Origin of the sequence: Nocardiopsis sp. NPDC006139 (genome assembly GCF_040614155.1) — a bacterium.
GTDB classification, from domain to species: Bacteria; Actinomycetota; Actinomycetes; order Streptosporangiales; family Streptosporangiaceae; genus Nocardiopsis; species Nocardiopsis changdeensis.
In genome coordinates, this window is sequence record NZ_JBEXTT010000034.1 from 20,132 (window position 1) to 36,184 (window position 16,053).

The 16,053-nt window shown below is 73.9% G+C and carries 12 protein-coding genes, 1 pseudogene and 1 riboswitch; of the genes and pseudogenes, 7 read left to right on the forward strand and 6 right to left on the reverse strand.

Annotated features, from left to right (window positions below):
• Positions 1-163: 163 nt before the first annotated feature.
• Positions 164-1,633: a PLP-dependent aminotransferase family protein gene (locus tag ABZ249_RS30405; RefSeq protein WP_355269647.1), complete on the reverse strand. Its 1,470-nt coding sequence runs from the start codon at positions 1,631-1,633 to the stop codon at positions 164-166.
• A 77-nt stretch (positions 1,634-1,710) separates the two neighbouring features.
• Between ABZ249_RS30405 and ABZ249_RS30410 the strand changes: the two are divergent.
• Positions 1,711-2,016: pseudogene (locus ABZ249_RS30410) on the forward strand (hypothetical protein); the annotation flags it as partial.
• Positions 2,017-2,062: 46 nt separating this feature from the next.
• On the opposite strand, the gene bioD reads toward ABZ249_RS30410, so the two are convergent.
• Both bioD and ABZ249_RS30420 read right to left on the reverse strand, forming a co-directional pair.
• Complete coding sequence (gene bioD / locus ABZ249_RS30415; RefSeq protein ID WP_355269649.1) at positions 2,063-2,743, reverse strand: dethiobiotin synthase; 681 nt, start codon at positions 2,741-2,743, stop codon at positions 2,063-2,065.
• The gene (locus ABZ249_RS30420) at positions 2,740-4,002 is read right to left on the reverse strand and encodes an adenosylmethionine--8-amino-7-oxononanoate transaminase (protein WP_355269651.1); all 1,263 of its coding nucleotides are present in this window, start codon (positions 4,000-4,002) and stop codon (positions 2,740-2,742) included. The genes bioD and ABZ249_RS30420 overlap by 4 nt, the downstream gene beginning before the upstream one ends.
• 265 nt (positions 4,003-4,267) lie before the next feature.
• Between ABZ249_RS30420 and ABZ249_RS30425 the strand changes: the two genes are divergently transcribed.
• Both ABZ249_RS30425 and ABZ249_RS30430 read left to right on the forward strand, forming a co-directional pair.
• Entirely contained in the window at positions 4,268-5,536 is a 1,269-nt protein-coding gene (locus tag ABZ249_RS30425) for an aminotransferase class I/II-fold pyridoxal phosphate-dependent enzyme (protein ID WP_355269653.1), read from the forward strand.
• A 48-nt stretch (positions 5,537-5,584) separates the two neighbouring features.
• Positions 5,585-7,024: an SGNH/GDSL hydrolase family protein gene (locus tag ABZ249_RS30430; protein ID WP_355269655.1), complete on the forward strand. Its 1,440-nt coding sequence runs from the start codon at positions 5,585-5,587 to the stop codon at positions 7,022-7,024.
• A 72-nt stretch (positions 7,025-7,096) separates the two neighbouring features.
• On the opposite strand, the gene rocD is transcribed toward ABZ249_RS30430, so the two are convergent.
• A complete protein-coding gene (rocD, locus tag ABZ249_RS30435; RefSeq protein WP_355269657.1) occupies positions 7,097-8,392 on the reverse strand; it encodes an ornithine--oxo-acid transaminase in 1,296 nt (431 codons plus the stop codon).
• A 398-nt stretch (positions 8,393-8,790) separates the two neighbouring features.
• Here rocD and ABZ249_RS30440 point away from each other — a divergent pair, with 398 nt between their 5' ends.
• The 3 genes from ABZ249_RS30440 (at position 8,791) to thiD (ending at position 12,586) form a co-directional block, all read left to right on the forward strand.
• A complete protein-coding gene (locus ABZ249_RS30440) occupies positions 8,791-10,503 on the forward strand; it encodes an acyl-CoA synthetase (RefSeq protein WP_355269659.1) in 1,713 nt (570 codons plus the stop codon).
• 425 nt (positions 10,504-10,928) lie between these two features.
• Entirely contained in the window at positions 10,929-11,639 is a 711-nt protein-coding gene (locus tag ABZ249_RS30445; RefSeq protein WP_355269661.1) for a DedA family protein, read from the forward strand.
• A gap of 43 nt (positions 11,640-11,682) precedes the next feature.
• A riboswitch (TPP riboswitch) is annotated at positions 11,683-11,794 on the forward strand.
• Positions 11,783-12,586 carry a bifunctional hydroxymethylpyrimidine kinase/phosphomethylpyrimidine kinase gene (gene thiD / locus ABZ249_RS30450; protein ID WP_220562734.1) on the forward strand — a complete coding sequence of 268 codons (804 nt, stop codon included), beginning with the start codon at positions 11,783-11,785 and terminating at the stop codon, positions 12,584-12,586. It overlaps the preceding riboswitch by 12 nt.
• Positions 12,587-12,665: 79 nt before the next feature.
• Here thiD and ABZ249_RS30455 read toward each other — a convergent pair whose 3' ends face one another.
• Both ABZ249_RS30455 and ABZ249_RS30460 read right to left on the reverse strand, forming a co-directional pair.
• A complete protein-coding gene (locus ABZ249_RS30455) occupies positions 12,666-14,087 on the reverse strand; it encodes a sodium:alanine symporter family protein (RefSeq protein WP_355269663.1) in 1,422 nt (473 codons plus the stop codon).
• 219 nt (positions 14,088-14,306) lie between these two features.
• Complete coding sequence (locus ABZ249_RS30460; protein ID WP_355269665.1) at positions 14,307-14,564, reverse strand: DUF6457 domain-containing protein; 258 nt, start codon at positions 14,562-14,564, stop codon at positions 14,307-14,309.
• 224 nt (positions 14,565-14,788) lie between these two features.
• On the opposite strand from ABZ249_RS30460, the gene ABZ249_RS30465 reads away from it, so the two are divergent.
• Positions 14,789-15,994: a glycosyltransferase family 1 protein gene (locus ABZ249_RS30465; protein ID WP_355269667.1), complete on the forward strand. Its 1,206-nt coding sequence runs from the start codon at positions 14,789-14,791 to the stop codon at positions 15,992-15,994.
• Positions 15,995-16,053: the final 59 nt, after the last annotated feature.

The window sequence follows — 16,053 nt, forward strand, 5'->3', positions numbered from 1 at the left end:
TCGGCCTCCAGAACCCCGTGGGGGCACTGTGCCCCCTTGAGCCTCCGCTCCGCTTCGGCCCGTGCTCAGCCCCCCGGAGAACGGGAACCTTCGCCCCTGCACGGACATCCTCGTCCCTCGGACATCCGCTCCGGGCCTCCAGAACCCCGTGGGGGCTTCGCCGTCAGACCACCAGGGGGATCGGGGCCCCGACCGGGCCGTGGCGGTCGAGTTCGCGCCAGGCGCGGGACAGCCGCCAGACGACCTCCTCGCGCTCGGCGGCGTCGAAGGCCACGGGCAGCCGGAAGTGCCGGTCGAACGGTCCGATGGGGGACGCCGACATCAGGCTGCCGGGCACCAGTTCGAGCCCGTGGCAGAGCGCGACCTGGGTGAAGGCCCGCGAGTCGATGCCGGGCAGCTCGACCCACAGGGCGGCGCCGCCGTCGGGGCGCTTCCACCGCCAGTCGGGCAGGTCGCGGCGGAGCAGCCCCTCCATGTGGTCCATCGCGGCGGCCAGCCGCTCCGAGCGCTCACGGGCGATCCGGTCGTAGTCGGCCAGCAGCCGCACGGCGACGATCTGATCCAGCTGCGGTCCGGCCAGGTCGGCCAGGAGCTTGCGGCGGCTGAGCCGTACCGCCATCTCCACCGGGGCGCGCAGCCAGCCCACGCGCAGTCCCGCCCAGGCCACCTTGGACAGCGAGTCGACGCTGATGACCTCCGCACCGCGGAGCGCGTAGGCGGCCAGCGGCGGCGGCTCCTGCGGGTGGCGGACGCCGGTGTAGGCGGCGTCCTCCAGGATCGGCGTCCCGGTCCGGGCCGACAGCTCCCCCAGTTCGCGGCGGCGGGCCACGGACATCATCGTGCCGGTCGGGTTGTGGTACGAGGGCATCGTGTAGAGCAGGTGGGGGGCGTGCTCGTCGACGGCGCGGCGCACCCCGTTGATGTCGATGCCCTGGTCGTCCAGCGGTACGGGCACGAACCGGGCGCCCCGGTCGCTCATCAGGTCCAGGCAGCCCGCGAACCCGGGGTCCTCCACCACCACAGGCGACCCCTTGCGCAGGTAGAGCTGGGCCACCAGGGCGATGGCCTGGTGGGCGCCGGTGGTCACGACGATCTGGTCGGCGACGGTGGGCAGCCCCCTGTCGGAGTAGAAGTCGGCGATGGCCCGGCGCAGCGCGGGCAGCCCCTGCGGGTAGTAGGTGCCCTCGTCCAGCAGCGGCCCGATGTCGTCCAGGCTCTCGCGGACGACCTCGGCGAACCCCGGCATCGCGGGGGTGTTCATGCAGGTGGCCGAGATGAGCCCGGCGTCCTTCTGGATGAGGTTGCGGTACATGAACTGGCCGACGCCGTTGGCCGCCCAGCCGTCGGAGCGCACCGGCGCGATCCGGTCGCTGACCCGGGTGCCGCTGCCCTGCCGGCTGTCGAAGACGCCCTCGGAGCGCAGCAGGTCGTAGGCGGAGACGACGGTGGTCCGGCTGACCCGCAGCGCCGACGCCAGAACACGCTCGGACGGCAGCCGCTCGCCGGGGACGAGGCTGCCCTCGTCGATGAGCGTCCGGAGGGAGTCGGCGAGCCTCCGGTAGAGCGCGCCGTCCCCGGCGGACCACGCGCCGAGGAGACCGACGAGGTCGTCCACCGTCCGGGAAGAGTCCATTACCGCCTCCATTGGCCCTGTGCGCCGCTTCTCTTCATATCCATACTGACAGAAATGGACCTCGAAGAGGAGTCGTTATGGCAGACCAATCCTTGACCCTGGCCGAATCCAGGGTGATCCGGGGCGACCACGTCGGCCCGCTGGCGGAGGCGCTCCGGCTGCGGGCGCGGTCCACCGAGGGCCACATCGTCGAAGTGGACTCCTCCGGCACGGGGGACGAGGTCCGCGTCGTGTCCCTGTGGCGGGACCCGGTGGCCCTGCGGTCCTTCGTGGAGCGGACGCACCGCCTGCTCGTGGAGCACCGCGAGCGGCACGGCGCCTTCCCCTCGGTGGAGCGCACCCTGTGGTGGTCGGCGGACGGGCCCGGGCCGGAGGAGGTCCACGAGCGCGAGGAGCACCTGCGCGCCCACGGACCCGGCCCGCGGGCGTTCACCCTCGCGTCGCCGGTCCCGGCCTCCAGTGGGGCAGGGCCCGCCGCGCCGTCTCAGCGAAGGAGCGCGGGTCCTGGTCGGCGCACCCCTGCGGCAGCGCCCCGACGACCGGCCCCGCACCCATCGTCGGCAGGTCGCCCAGATTGCACCGCATCGCCAGATCGGGCTCTGTCGGCCACGAGCCGATGACCACCCCGGCCGGGCGCAGACCCCGCGCGCGCAGCGCCTCGGCGGTGAGGGCCACCTCGTTGAGCGTGCCCAGCCCGGCACGCGCCACGACGAGGACGGGGGCGTCCAGCAGCACGGCGACGTCGGCCAGGGTCTGGCCCTCGGTGTTCAGCCGCACCAGCAGGCCGCCGGCGCCCTCGACGAGGACCAGTCCGTGGTCGCCCTCCAGGGCTCGGGCGGCGTCGGCGACGTCCTCGGCGCGCACCTGGGGCAGCCCCGCGCGGGCGGCCGCCGTGGCGGGGGCCAGCGGCTCGGGGTAGCGGGCGAGTTCGACCGGGGTCACCGACGGGACCAGGGCCGCGACGGTGTGCACGTCGCCGGGCTCCCCCCGCCCCACCCCGGTCTGGGCGGGCTTGAGCACCGCGACCCTGACACCGGCCACGGCGGCCAGCGCCGCGGTCACGACGGTCTTTCCCACACCGGTCCCGGTACCGGTCACCACGAGGATCATCGGGACGCCTCCGCGGCCGCGACCATGCCCGCCGCCACCGCGGCGACCTCCTGGTCGGTGCACACGTACGGGGGCATGGCGTAGACCAGGTTCCGGAACGGGCGCAGCCACACCCCGGCCTCCAGCGCGGCGCGGGACGCCTCGCGCATCCTCACCGGGTCCCCGAGCTCGATCACCCCGATCGCGCCGCGCACCCGGGCGCCGGGGACCCCGGCCAGCCCGGCCCGCAGTCCGCGCTCGACGCGGGCGACGGACTCCCGCCAGTCCGACTCCAGCAGCAGCCGGACCGAGGCGACCGCGACGGCGCAGGCCAGCGGGTTGGCCATGAACGTGGGCCCGTGCGCCAGCACCGGCACCCGGCCCCGGGCGATCGTGCCCGACACCTGTTCCGTGCACAGCACCGCGGCCAGGGTGAGGTAGCCGCCGGTGAGCGCCTTGCCCAGGCACATGATGTCGGGCGCCACCCCGGCGGTGTCGGCGGCGAACAGGTCCCCGGTGCGCCCGAACCCGGTGGCGATCTCGTCGAAGACCAGCGGTACGCCGTGCTCGTCGGCCAGGGCCCGCAGGTCCTTCAGGTGCCGCGGGTCGTGGAAGCGCATGCCCCCGGCGCCCTGCACCAGGGGCTCCACGATGATCCCGGCGAGCTCGCGGGAGTGCCGCTCGGCCAGGGCCGCCACCCGGGCGGTGTGCCCGGGGTCGTACTCCCGCGGCGGCGCGGGCGCGAACACCTGCCCGGGCAGCACGTCGCCCCACAGGGCGTGCATGCCGCCCTCGGGGTCGCACACGCTCATGGCGTGGAAGGTGTCCCCGTGGTAGCCGCCCCGCCAGGTGAGGAACCGGCTGCGGCCCGCCTCCCCTCTGGAGCGGTGGTACTGCAGGCACATCTTCATGGCCACCTCGACGGCGACCGAGCCGGAGTCGGCGAGGAAGACGTGGCGCAGCGGTTCGGGGGTGATCTCCACCAGCAGCCCGGCCAGCTCGGCCGCCGGGCCGTGGGTGAGCCCGCCGAACATCACGTGGCTGAAGTCGTCGGCCTGCGCGCGCAGCGCGGCGTCCAGGACCGGGTGGCGGTAGCCGTGGATCGCCGACCACCAGGAGGACATGCCGTCGACGGCCTCGTGCTCGCGCTCCCCGTCCCACAGCCGCAGGCGCGCCCCGTCCGCTCCGGTCACCACCAGGGGCGGCTCGGCGGGGGGCAGGGTCGTATAGGGGTGCCACAGGTGGGCGCGGTCGACGGAACGTATCCACTCGGGCGTCATGTGGTCCCATTCTTCCGATCCGGTCCGCGGACCGGATCCGTGCAGACCTACCAGGTTCGGTGTCCGAACTTTGTGGGCTTCCACCGGTGACGCGGGGGGCGCGGACCCGGCAGAGTCGGTACCGCCTCCCTGGCACGAGGACCGGGCCGCCCCAGCGGGATTGGCCGCCGCTGGGTCGGTCCCTTCGTGCACCGGTTCCCCCCGTCGCCCCACCCCCTCGGAGACGCTCGACGCCCCGTTCCCCGCACCGAAGGAGCACCCGCCCATGGACGGCGCCGCCCTGTCACCGCCCCGCCGCCCGTGGACGCTCCGCTCCCGGAGCGCGGGCCCGGGCCCCTCCGGTGCGGCGCCGCACCCCTTCTCCTGGCTGTCGCAGGCCGCCCGGGCGCGGGCCCGGTCGGGGCTGTCGCGCCGGATCGTCCCGCGGCCGGCCGCCGAGGACGTGCTGGACCTGGCCGGCAACGACTACCTGGGGCTGCTGCGCCACCCGCGGGTGACCGCCGCCGCCGAGGCGGCGCTGCGGCGCTGGGGCACCGGCGCGGGCGGCTCGCGCCTGGTCACCGGCGACACCGAGCTCCACCACGAACTGGAGCGGGAGCTGGCCGACTTCGCCGGGACCGAGTCGGCCCTGGTGTTCTCCTCCGGCTACACCGCCAACCTGGCGATGCTCACCGCGCTGACCGCCCGGGTGCCCGGGGCGGGCGCCGACGCCCCGGCCCCGCTGCTGGTGTGCGACCGCCACAACCACGCCTCGCTGATCGACGCGGCCCGGCTGGCCCGGGCGGGCGGAGCCCGGGTGGAGCTGTTCGACCACGCCGACCCGGCCGCGGCGGCGCGCGCCCTGGGGTCCCGCGGGACCGCCCCCGGGGCCCGGTCCCTGCTGGTCAGCGACACCGTCTTCTCCGTGGACGGCGACCTCGTCGACACGGCGGCGCTGCACCGGGCGGCTCGGGCGGCCGGCGGCGCCCTGCTGCTGGACGACGCGCACGGGTTCGGCGTGGTCGGCCCGGGCGGCCGGGGCGCCCTGGCCGCCGCCGGGCTGTCCCCGGCCCCCGACGACGTGGTGGTCTCGGTCACCCTGTCCAAGGCGCTGGCCGCCCAGGGCGGCGCCGTGCTGGGCCCGGACCGGGTGATCCGGCACCTGGTGGAGACCGCCCGCACGTTCATCTTCGACACCGGGCTGGCCCCGGCCTCGGCGGCCGCGGCGCTGGCCGCGCTGCGCCTGCTGCGCGCCGAGCCCGAGCGCGCGCGGGCGGTGCGCGAGAACGCCCGGCTGCTCTGCGACGGCCTGCGCGGACACGGGCTGGAGGCGACCTCCCCCGACGCGGCGGTGGTGTCGGTGACCGCCCCGTCCCCGGACGCCGCGGTGCGCTGGCGGGCCCGGTGCCTGGCGGCCGGGGTGCGGGTGGGCTGTTTCCGCCCGCCGTCGGTGCCCGACGGCCGCTCGCGCCTGCGGCTGACCGCCCGGGCCGACCTCACCGGAGCCGAGGTGCACAGGGCCGTGGACGTCATCGCCGCGGGTCGCCCCGGGTAGTCTCGAGGCCGAGACAGACCGTCGGAGACAGGGGAGGCGGTGGCGGCGGTGCCCACCGGTGACGAGGTGTCCGGAACCCCCGGGGAGACCCCGGACCCGACTCCTCCCGAGGGCTCCGGGAACGGGACCGGTAAGGCCGCCGACAAGGCCGCGGACACCGGAGCCACGGCACGCCCGGAGACCTCCGACGGCACCGCGGACACAGCGGCCCCAGGGGACGCAGGAGACCCAACGGACCCAGAGGGCCCAACGGACACCGAGAGCACCGGGGCCACGGCGCGGCCGCCGCGGCGCCGCACCCGGCTGCGCACCCGGATCGGCGTCGGCGTTTCCCTGGTGCTGGTCCTCTCCCTCATCGTCATGCTCACCGTGCCCGCCGGCCGCGACTCCCTACGCTCCCTGTGGTGCGAGATCACCGGCGGCGTGTGCCCGGCCGAGGACCTGCCCCCCATCACCGAGGAGGAGCAGGCCGACTGGCGGGAGCGGGTGAGCCCCCAGGACGGCGCCCTGTGGGGCAACTACGTGGCGCTGGGCGACTCCTACTCCTCCGGCGACGGCGCGGGCGACTACGCCCCCGAGACCGCCGTGCCCGGCGGCTGCTGGCGCTCGTCCAACGCCTACGCCCACCTCATCGAGGACGAGTTCGACTTCGCCGGGTCCCTGGCCTTCTACGCGTGCAGCAGCCACAAGGGCCGCGAGATGCTCGACGAGCTGGGCACCCCCGAGTCCCAGATCGAGCGGGTCACCGAGCACACCTCCCTGGTGACGCTCGGGATCGGCGGCAACGACCTGGGGTTCATCCCGGTGCTGCGCACCTGCATCGTGCGGATGCCGCTGCTGGAGAGCGGCGTCTGCACCGAGCAGGAGGAGGACATCGAGAAGCGCATGCGGCAGTTCGAGGAGACCCTGGACACCGTCATCGCGGAGATCCGCGAACGCGCCCCCGACGCCCGCCTGCTGGTGCTGGGCTACCCCCGGCTGTTCCCCGAGGAGCCGCCGGCGATGTACTACACGCTGACCGTCAACGACCAGCTGTGGCTCAACGGGATCGCCGAGCGGTTCAACGAGCGCATCCGGGACGCGGTGTACCGGGCCGACGGCGACGTCTACGGGTCCCGGGGCACCGGGAGCGTGGAGTACGTCAACACCTTCTCCGCGCTCGCCGGCCACGAGGTCAGCGCCGAGGACGCCTGGCTGAACGGGATCGTGCTGGGCCGGTTCGGCGAGGGGCTCAAGGTGGACCGGGCGACGTTCCACCCCACCGCGCAGGGGCAGATGTCGATCGCCGAGCGGGTGCGCCTGCAGATCGTCGAGGGCCCCGAACGCGTGCTGTACGTGTCGCGGGAGACCCTGGAGCGGGTGGACGAGTCGCTGCTGCACACCGAGCTGGGCGGGCCGCTGGACCCGGTGCACGCGCCCTCGGGCGGCCCCTCCGACGCGGCCTCCGCGTCGCCGTCGGAGTCCCCCGTCAACGAGGCGGGCGGCTGACCGGTCCCCCGCAGTGCGTGGCGGAGCCCGCCCCCGGTCCGGGGACGGGCTCCGCACGGGTCCGCGGGGCGGTCAGCGCCCGGCCCGCAGGTCCTCCAGCACCTCGGCGAACCGGTCCAGGCCCCAGTTGAGGTCCTCCTCGCTGATCACCAGCGGCGGGGACATGCGCACGGTGGAGCCGTGGGTGTCCTTGACCAGCACACCGTTGCGGGCCAGCCGCTCGCACATCTCCTTGCCGGAGGCGAGCGCCGGGTCGACGTCCACACCGGCCCACAGGCCGATGCTGCGCACGGAGAGCACGCCCTTGCCGACGAACTCCTCCAGGCGGCGGCTGAACACCTCGCCCAGCTTGCGCGCGTTCTCCAGGTAGGGGCCCTCGGTCAGCATCCGGACGACCGTGCTCCCCACCGCCCCGGCGAGCGGGTTCCCGCCGAAGGTGCTGCCGTGCTGGCCCGGCTTGATGACGCCGAGCACGTCCTCGTTCGCGACCATCGCCGACACCGGCAGGATGCCGCCGCCCAGCGCCTTGCCGAAGAGGTAGGCGTCGGGGACGACCCCGCTGTGCTCGCAGGCCCGGATCGTGCCGGTGCGGCCCAGGCCCGACTGGACCTCGTCGGCGATGAACAGGACGCGGTTGTCGTCGCAGATCTCCCGCACCCGCGGCAGGTAGTCGAGCGGCGGGACGATGACCCCGGCCTCGCCCTGCACGGGCTCGATGAGCACGGCGACCGTGGTGTCGTCGATGGCCGCCTCGATGGCCGCGGCGTCGCCGTAGGGCACCGAGCGGAAGCCCGGCGTGTACGGGCCGAAGCCGGTGCGGGCCTCGGGGTCGGAGGAGAAGGAGATGATCGTGGTGGTGCGGCCGTGGAAGTTGGCCCCGGCCACAACGATGGTGGCCTGGTTCTCGGGGACCCCCTTGACCTCGTAGCCCCACTTGCGGGCGACCTTGATGCCGGTCTCCACCGCCTCGGCGCCGGTGTTCATCGGCAGGACCTTCTCCTTGCCGACCATCCGGGCCAGGGCGTCCACCCAGGGGCCGAACTGGTCGTTGTAGAAGGCGCGGCTGGTGAGGGTCACCCGGTCGAGCTGGCGGTGGGCCGCGGCCAGCAGGTCGGGGTTGTGGTGTCCGAAGTTCATGGCCGAGTAGCCGGCCAGGCAGTCCAGGTAGCGCTCGCCCTCCACGTCCGTCACCCAGGCCCCGCGGCCCTCGGCGATGACGACGGGCAGGGGGGCGTAGTTGTGCGCGGAGTGCTCCTGCGCGAGTGCGATGTGGTCCGCGCTGGAGAGTGCGGGTGTGTCGTGTTCGGGAAGTGTCGCGCCGGGGTTCCCGGCGTCGTTCGCCTGCCCCAGGTTCTGGGTGTTGCTCATCCAACCGCTCCGATCACCATTGACCGATGTCAGACACTAGATACCCACCGCGGGGCCCGGTAGAGCCCCCGCCGGAGAGTCCCCAAGAGTTGAGCAGATGACCCGGTGACCCCACAAGGGGTGAGGTGTGTCACAAACGCACGACCGGGCCCGAAATCCGGGCCCCTCCGGCGCCCCGGAAAGGCCGTGGAACAGGGCCGTCCGGACCCTGTGACCGGGCCCGTGAAGTGGGGTGATGCGCTCCACACCCCCGGTGGCGATCGGCTCCCCTCCCGACGGGTACGGTCGGCACACAAGTCATCGACGCGTCGGCCGGAAGCCGGTCGGCGCCGGCGTCCCGCCGCGAGCCCCCGTGCCGTGGACGGCCGCGCCGCATCCGCCGCCAAGGGAGGCCGCCCGTGCGTTCATCGCCCGGACCCGCCGCGCCGCAGACCGCCGCGTCGCCCGCGACGGCCGACCCCGACGCCGCGTTCTCGCTGACCCGGCTGTTCGACGCCGTCGCCGACGCGGTGCCCGAGCGGACCGCCCTGGTCGCCGGGGGGCGCGTCGTCTCCTACGCCGGGCTGCGCGGGCGCGCGGACCGGCTGGCCCGCCACCTGGCGGACGCGGGCGTGCGCCGCGGCGAGCACGTGGCGATCCTGGCCTTCAACCGGGCCGAGTGGACGGAGTCGTTCCTGGGGGTGCTGCGCGCGGGCGCGGTGCCGGTGAACGTCAACTACCGCTACGTGGCGGGCGAGCTGCGCCACGTCCTGGCCGACTCCCACGCGGTGGCGCTGATCGCCGAGGAGTCCCTGGCCGCGACGGTGGCCCGGGTCCGCCCCGACCTGCCCCGGCTGCGCCACGCGGTGCTGCTGGAGGACGGCGCGGGGCCCGCAGCACGCGAGGCCGTGCGCGCCGCCTTCCCCGGGGCCGTGGGCTACGAGGACGCGCTGGCCGCGGCCCCGCTGGACCGGGCGCTGCCGCCCACCTCGGGCTCGGACCACTACCTGCTGTACACCGGCGGCACCACCGGCTACCCCAAGGGCGTCCTGTGGCGGCAGGCCGACATCTTCCGGGCGGCGATCGAGCGCCGCTCCCCCGGTGCCCCGCGCGCCCGCTCCCCCCGCGACGTGGCCGACCGCGCCCGCGCCTGCTTCCCCCAGCGCATGCTGGTGCTGGGGCCGCTCATGCACGCCGCCGGGCAGTGGAACGCGCTGAGCATGCTGCTGTGCGGCAAGCGCGTGGTGCTGTCCACCGACCGCAGCTTCCGCGCCGAGAGGGTGGTGGCGCTGGCCCACCGGGAGGGCGTGCACACGCTCCAGGTGGTGGGCGACGCGATGGCCCGCCCGCTGGCCCGGCACCTGCTCACCGAGCCCGGCCTGTGTCCGGACCTGTCCGCGGTGCGCTCGGGCGGGACACCGCTGACCCCGCCGGTGCGCGGCCTGTGGCGCGCCTGGCGCGAGGACATCGCCCTGGCCGACTCCTACGGGGGCTCGGAGACCGGGGTGTGCGGTTCGGCGACCGGCGGGCAGGACGCCGAGGGCGGCGCGGAGCCGCTGACCGGCTCCCGGGACGGCCGCAGCTTCACCATGGGCGGCAGCATCGCCGTGCTGGACGAGCACCTGCGCCCGGTGCCGCCGGGGTCGGCGGCGGTCGGCCGCATCGCGCGGACCGGCCGGATCCCGCTGGGGTACTACAACGACCCGATCGCCACGGCGCGCACGTTCCCCACCGATGGGGAGGGGCGCCGCTGGGCGCTGTCGGGCGACTTCGGCACGCGGGCCGCCGACGGGTCGATCGTGCTGCTGGGACGCGGCAGCGTCGTCATCAACACGGCGGGCGAGAAGGTGTACCCCGAGGAGGTCGAGGCGGCGCTCAAGGCCCACCCCTCGGTGGAGGACGCCATCGTGGTGCCCGCCCCGGACGAGCTGCTGGGGCAGCGCGTCACCGCGCTGGTGTCGCTGGCCGCGGGCGCGGCACCGGACGAGCCGGGCCTGCTGGCGTTCTGCCGGGTGCGGCTGGCCGGGTTCAAGGTGCCCCGGACCGTGCACTTCGTGGACCGGGTGCGGCGCACCGCGGTCGGCAAGCAGGACTACCGGTGGGCGTCGTCGGTGGTCCGGGAAAGCGTCTGAGGGGGCCGGAACCGGCCATGCGGGGTCCCGCAGCACTGTGCTGTGGGACTCCTTCTTTTTCGGCTTCTGAGCGGTGGCGTCCCTGCACGACCGAAAAATCGAACAGTGGATGACAAAACGCCTGTTCGCCCCGCCCCTTCCCTCCCCCGGTGCCCCCGATGACACGGGGTGGGGGAATCCGCACCCCGTCCCCGCGGCCGCCCACAGCGACCGTTTCCGCTTGTACCTTAGGAGAAGGCAGGCCGAGGACGCCCCCGAGCGGGGAGACCGTCCCACCCCGCCCGCACCAGCAGACGAAGGACCCGTGACGGACCGGGCACCCCTGCCGGCCGCGTGAGAGCGGTCCGCACCCCTCCCCAGAACCGGCGGAGTCCTTCCCCTCCCCCAGACCCGCCCGCAAAGCACGAAGAAGAAGAGGAACCCGGATGCCAGCGAATCTGTGGACGATGTCGGCCCTGGCCATGAACACGTCGGTCGAGGAGGAGATCGTCCACGAGTACGAGGGGTTCATCGGGTGGGTCCTGAACCTCATGGTGACCCTGGGCGAGCCCGGTGTGGGCGTGGCCCTGTTCATCGAGACCTTCTTCCCCCCGATGCCCAGTGAGGCCGTCCTGCCCGGCGCGGGCTTCCTCGCCTACGACGGCCAGATGAACGTCTGGCTCGCCATCATGTGGGCCACCATCGGCTGCCTGGTCGGCGCCTGGGGCTTCTACGCGATCGGCGCGCTGCTGGGCCGCGAACGCACCATGTGGCTGGTCGAGAAGACCCCGCTGCTGGAGATCGGCGACTTCCACAAGGCCGAGAAGTTCTTCGAGCGCTTCGGCGGCATGGCCGTCCTGCTGGGCCGGTGCGTGCCCCTGGTCCGCAGTTTCATCTCCGTCCCGGCCGGCATCGAGCGGATGCCGCTGCTGAAGTTCTCCCTCTACACCGTCATCGGCTCGGCCGTGTGGAACACCATCTGGATCGGCCTGGGCTTCGTCTTCGGTCCGGCCATCAAGCCCATCCTGGTCCAGTGGAGCGGCCTGATCAGCAACATCGTGCTGGTCGTCATCGCCCTGCTGCTGCTGTGGTTCGTGGTGGCCCGGGTCCTCAAGATCGTCCGGGCGCGCGGGGCGCAGAACACGCCCACCGCCTGACCGCCCCACCGGCGGCATCCTCAACCGAAGGACCCTCCCGGGTCCGCACGGCGCGGGGTGCCGGGGCGCGGCCGACCGGCCGCGCCCCGGCTGAGAGCACACCCGTCGAACCTGCCCTAGTTAGCACTAGCGAAGGAACGCCCATGAGCGCGTACAACATCGTGTCCATCGCCGGCAGCGACCCCAGCGGGGGCGCCGGGATCCAGGCCGACCTCAAGGCCTTCTCCGCCCACGGGACGTTCGGGATGAGCGTGATCGCCGCGCTCACCGCGCAATCCACCCGGGGCGTCACCGGGGTCCACCCCGTCCCCGCCGACTTCGTGGTCCGCCAGATGGACACCCTCTTCTCCGACGCGACCGTGCACGCGGTCAAGGTCGGGATGCTCGGCACCGCCGAGATCACCGAGGCCGTCGCCGAGGCGATCGGGCGGCACGGTCTGCCCAACGTCGTGGTCGACCCGGTGATGGTGGCCAAGAGCGGCGACCGCCTGCTGGAGGCCTCGGCCACCAAGGCGCTGCGCACCGCGCTGCTGCCCCGCGCCGACCTGATCACCCCCAACCTGCCCGAGGCCGCCGACCTGCTGGAGGAGGACGAGGCGACGGACCTGGAGGGGATGCGCGCCCAGGCCCGCCGCCTGCTGGAGCTGGGCCCGCGCCGGGTGCTGCTCAAGGGCGGCCACCTGGAGGGCGGGGAGAGCGTGGACGTCCTGGTGTCCCGGGACGGAGAGCACCGGGAGTTCTCCGCGCCCCGCGTGGACACCCGCAACACCCACGGCACCGGCTGCACCCTGTCGTCGTCCATCGCGGCGCTGCTGCCGCAGCGCCCGGACGCGGCCTCCGCCGTGGCCGACGCCAAGGCCTACCTGACCGAGGCCCTGCGCCGCGCCGACGAGATCGACGCGGGCGGCGGCCAGGGCCCCGTCCACCACTTCCACGCCTGGTGGTGACCCGGGCACGGGAACGCGAGAGGGGGACCGGCCGCACGGGCCGGTCCCCCTTTTTCCGTTCCACGGCGTGCCGTGGCGGCTAGCCCTTGACGACGTCGTCCATCAGGGCGTCGGGGTTCCTCCAGTCCGGGTGGGCGAAGAACTTCCTGGTCTCCGCCACCACGAGCGGCGACAGCACCAGCAGGCCCACCAGGTTGGGCAGCGCCATCAGGCCGTTGGCGATGTCGCTGAACAGCCACACGGAGCTGAGGTCGGCGACCGACCCGATGAAGATGACGATGATGAAAAGGATCCGGTAGGGCAGCACGAGGCTGCGGCCCGCCAGGAACTCGATGCACCGGTCGCCGTAGTAGGACCAGCCGAGCAGGGTCGTGAAGGCGAACACCGCGACGGCGATCGCCACGATCACCGCGCCCGCCGGGGCCAGGGCCGGGCTGATGGCCTCCAGGCCCTGCGTCATCGCCTGGCTGGTGAGCAGGGAGCCGTCCTCGGCGTTCTCGCCCTGCCAGACACCGGTGGTGATGATGACCATGCAGGTCATGGTGACCACGATGATGGTGTCGATGAAGGTCTGCGTCATGGAGACCATGGCCTGGCGGACCGGCTGCCGGGTCTTGGCCGCGGCGGCGGCGATGCCGCCGGTGCCCAGGCCCGACTCGTTGGAGAAGATGCCGCGCGCGAAGCCCATCTGGATGGCGATCAGCACGGTGGAGCCGGCGAAGCCGCCGGCCGCGGCCGTACCGGTGAAGGCGTCGGTGACCACGAGCAGGAGCGCGGGGCCGATCTGCGCCCAGTTGACCGCGAGCACCAGCAGGCAGATGGCCACGTAGCAGATGATCATGATCGGGACGAGCGCGGAGGCGACCCGGCCGATGCTCTTGATGCCGCCGAGGATGACCGCGCCGGCCAGCACCATGAGGATGAGGCCGATGATCCAGGTGTCGACCCCGGTCACGCTGTTGATCTGCTGGGCGACGGTGTTGGCCTGGCTGCCGTTGCCGATGCCGAAGGCGGCGATCGCGCCGAAGACGGCGAAGAGCACGCCCAGGACGGTGCCGAAGCCCCCGCCGATGCCGTACTTGAGGTAGTACATCGGGCCGCCGCTCTGCTCGCCCTTGGCGTCGGCGCGGCGGAACTTCACACCCAGCAGGGCCTCGCTGTACTTGGTCGCCATGCCGAGGAACCCGACGACCCACATCCAGAAGAGGGCGCCGGGGCCGCCGATGCCGATGGCGAGCGCCGCGCCGGCGATGTTGCCGACGCCGACGGTGGCCGCGAGGGCCGTGCTGAGCGCCTGGTAGTGGGAGATGTCCCCCTCTACGGAGTCGTCCTCCTTGCGCCGGACGAGCGCCAGCCACAGGGCGTGCGGGAGCTTGAGGAGCTGGAGAAGGTTCAGGCGGATGGTGAGGAAAAGGCCGACGGCGAACAGCAGCGGGATGAGGACGAACGGTCCCCAGATGATGCCGCTGATGAGGCCGGCCATTTCAAGGAGCTGGTCCACGGGGGATCTCCCTGTCGGTCAGTGGATGGGGCCGAGGACACCGCGGGTGTCGGCGCGCGGGGGGCGGGTGCCCTCGTGGACGCGTCGGCACTGGTGGTGGCCTCGCGTCATCGGCAAAGAATCGCAGTGGTGCGTAACGAACATGTCACACACCTTCGACATGCCGGTCTCACCGGGAACCGGGGCGGGCTCCGTCTCGTTCTCCGCCCCTCGGTGGTGTCACGTGCCGCTCCCGTCGTCCCCGGCCCGGCTCCGGGCGAGTTCGCCCAGCATCCGCGCCGCGGCCTCGGGGTCGGCCCCGCGCCCCACGGCGATGCCGAGCAGGTAGGCCGTGAGCGGCGCCGCCGGGCGGGCGACGGAGTGCGCGGCGTCCTTGGCGAGGTCGAGGACGCGGTCCACGTCCTTGCGGTCCATGGCATCGGTCTCCGGAAGCCCGAGTGCGACGCGGACCTCATCGGCCCATTCCACGAGAGTCACCGTTCCACTCCTCAGAGCAATGATTCGATCACGTGATGCGATCTTAGCCACCGACGGGTCATCTGCGGTCAACCCGGGTGCGGGGGCACCGTCCGCGGTCCGTCACCGCGCGCTCGGTGAGCCCACGCCCGCACGACGTGTCCGGTTCCCTCCGCGCCCCATCCGGGTTCACCCGCGCCTTCTAGCGTCGAGGACACGTCCCCCCGGCGTTGGGAGCCGCCCGCATGTCCCCCCTCGACACCTTCCGCGACCCGACCCCCGCCTCCACCGACGGGCAGCGCCCGCTGCGCGTCGCCATCGTGACCGAGTCCTTCCTGCCCCAGGTGAACGGGGTGACCAACTCCGTGTGCCGGGTCGCCGACCTGTTGGCCGCCCGGGGCCACCAGGCGCTGATCCTGGCCCCGGGGCACGACGGCCCCACCCGTTACGCGGGCTTCCCGGTGGTGCGCACGCCCTCGGTGCCGCTGCCCGTGTACCGCGACTTCGCCCTGGGCCTGCCCGCCCGCCGCACCCTGACCACCGCCATCCGCTCGTTCTCCCCGGACCTGGTGCACCTGGCCTCGCCGGCCCTGATGGGCCTGGCCACGGTGGAGGCGGCCCGGCGCTGGGCGCTGCCGACGGTGGCGGTGTTCCAGACCGACCTGCCGGGCTTCGCCCGGCGGTACGGGCTGCCCGGGCACGAGCACCTGTGGTCGGGGCTGCGCCGCGTCCACGCCGCCGCGGACCGCACGCTGGTGCCCTCCTCCGCGACGATGGAGGCCCTGTCCGCCCGCGGGTTCCCCCGGCTGGCCCTGTGGCGGCGCGGGGTGGACACCGACCGCTTCCGCCCGGAGCACCGCGACGGGGCGCTGCGCCGGGCGCTGGCCCCCGGCGGGGAGGCGATCATCGGCTACGTCGGGCGGCTGGCCAAGGACAAGCGCGTCGACCTGCTGGAGCACGTGCTGAAGCTGCGCGGTGTGAAGGTGGTCGTGGTCGGGGACGGCCCGGAGCTGCCCCGGCTGCGGCGGCGGCTGCGCGGCGCGGTCTTCACCGGCCAGCGCACCGGCGGCGACCTGTCCCGGCTGTACGCCTCCCTGGACGTGTTCGTGCACACCGGGGCCGACGAAACGTTCTGTCAGACGGTCCAGGAGGCGCTGGCCTCGGGGGTCCCGGTGGTCGCCCCGGCCGCGGGCGGCCCGCTGGACCTGGTGGAGGACGGCGTCAACGGGCTGCTGTACGCCCCGGACTCGGTGCGCGAGCTGCGGGTGGCGGTGGGGCGGCTGGCCCACAACCGCGCCCTGCGCGCCGACCTCGCGGGCCGGGCGCGGGCGTCGGTGGAGCACCGCACCTGGGAGGCGGTGGGCGACGAGCTGCTGGCCCACTACCGGTCGGTGCTGGCCCCCAGCCGCGAACTGGCCGCCGGGGAGCCCCCGGCGCTGCCCGCCCGCTGAGAGCCCCGGCCCCCGCACTCCCGCGACCATCACGGACGACGGTGCCCTTCCCTTGACCC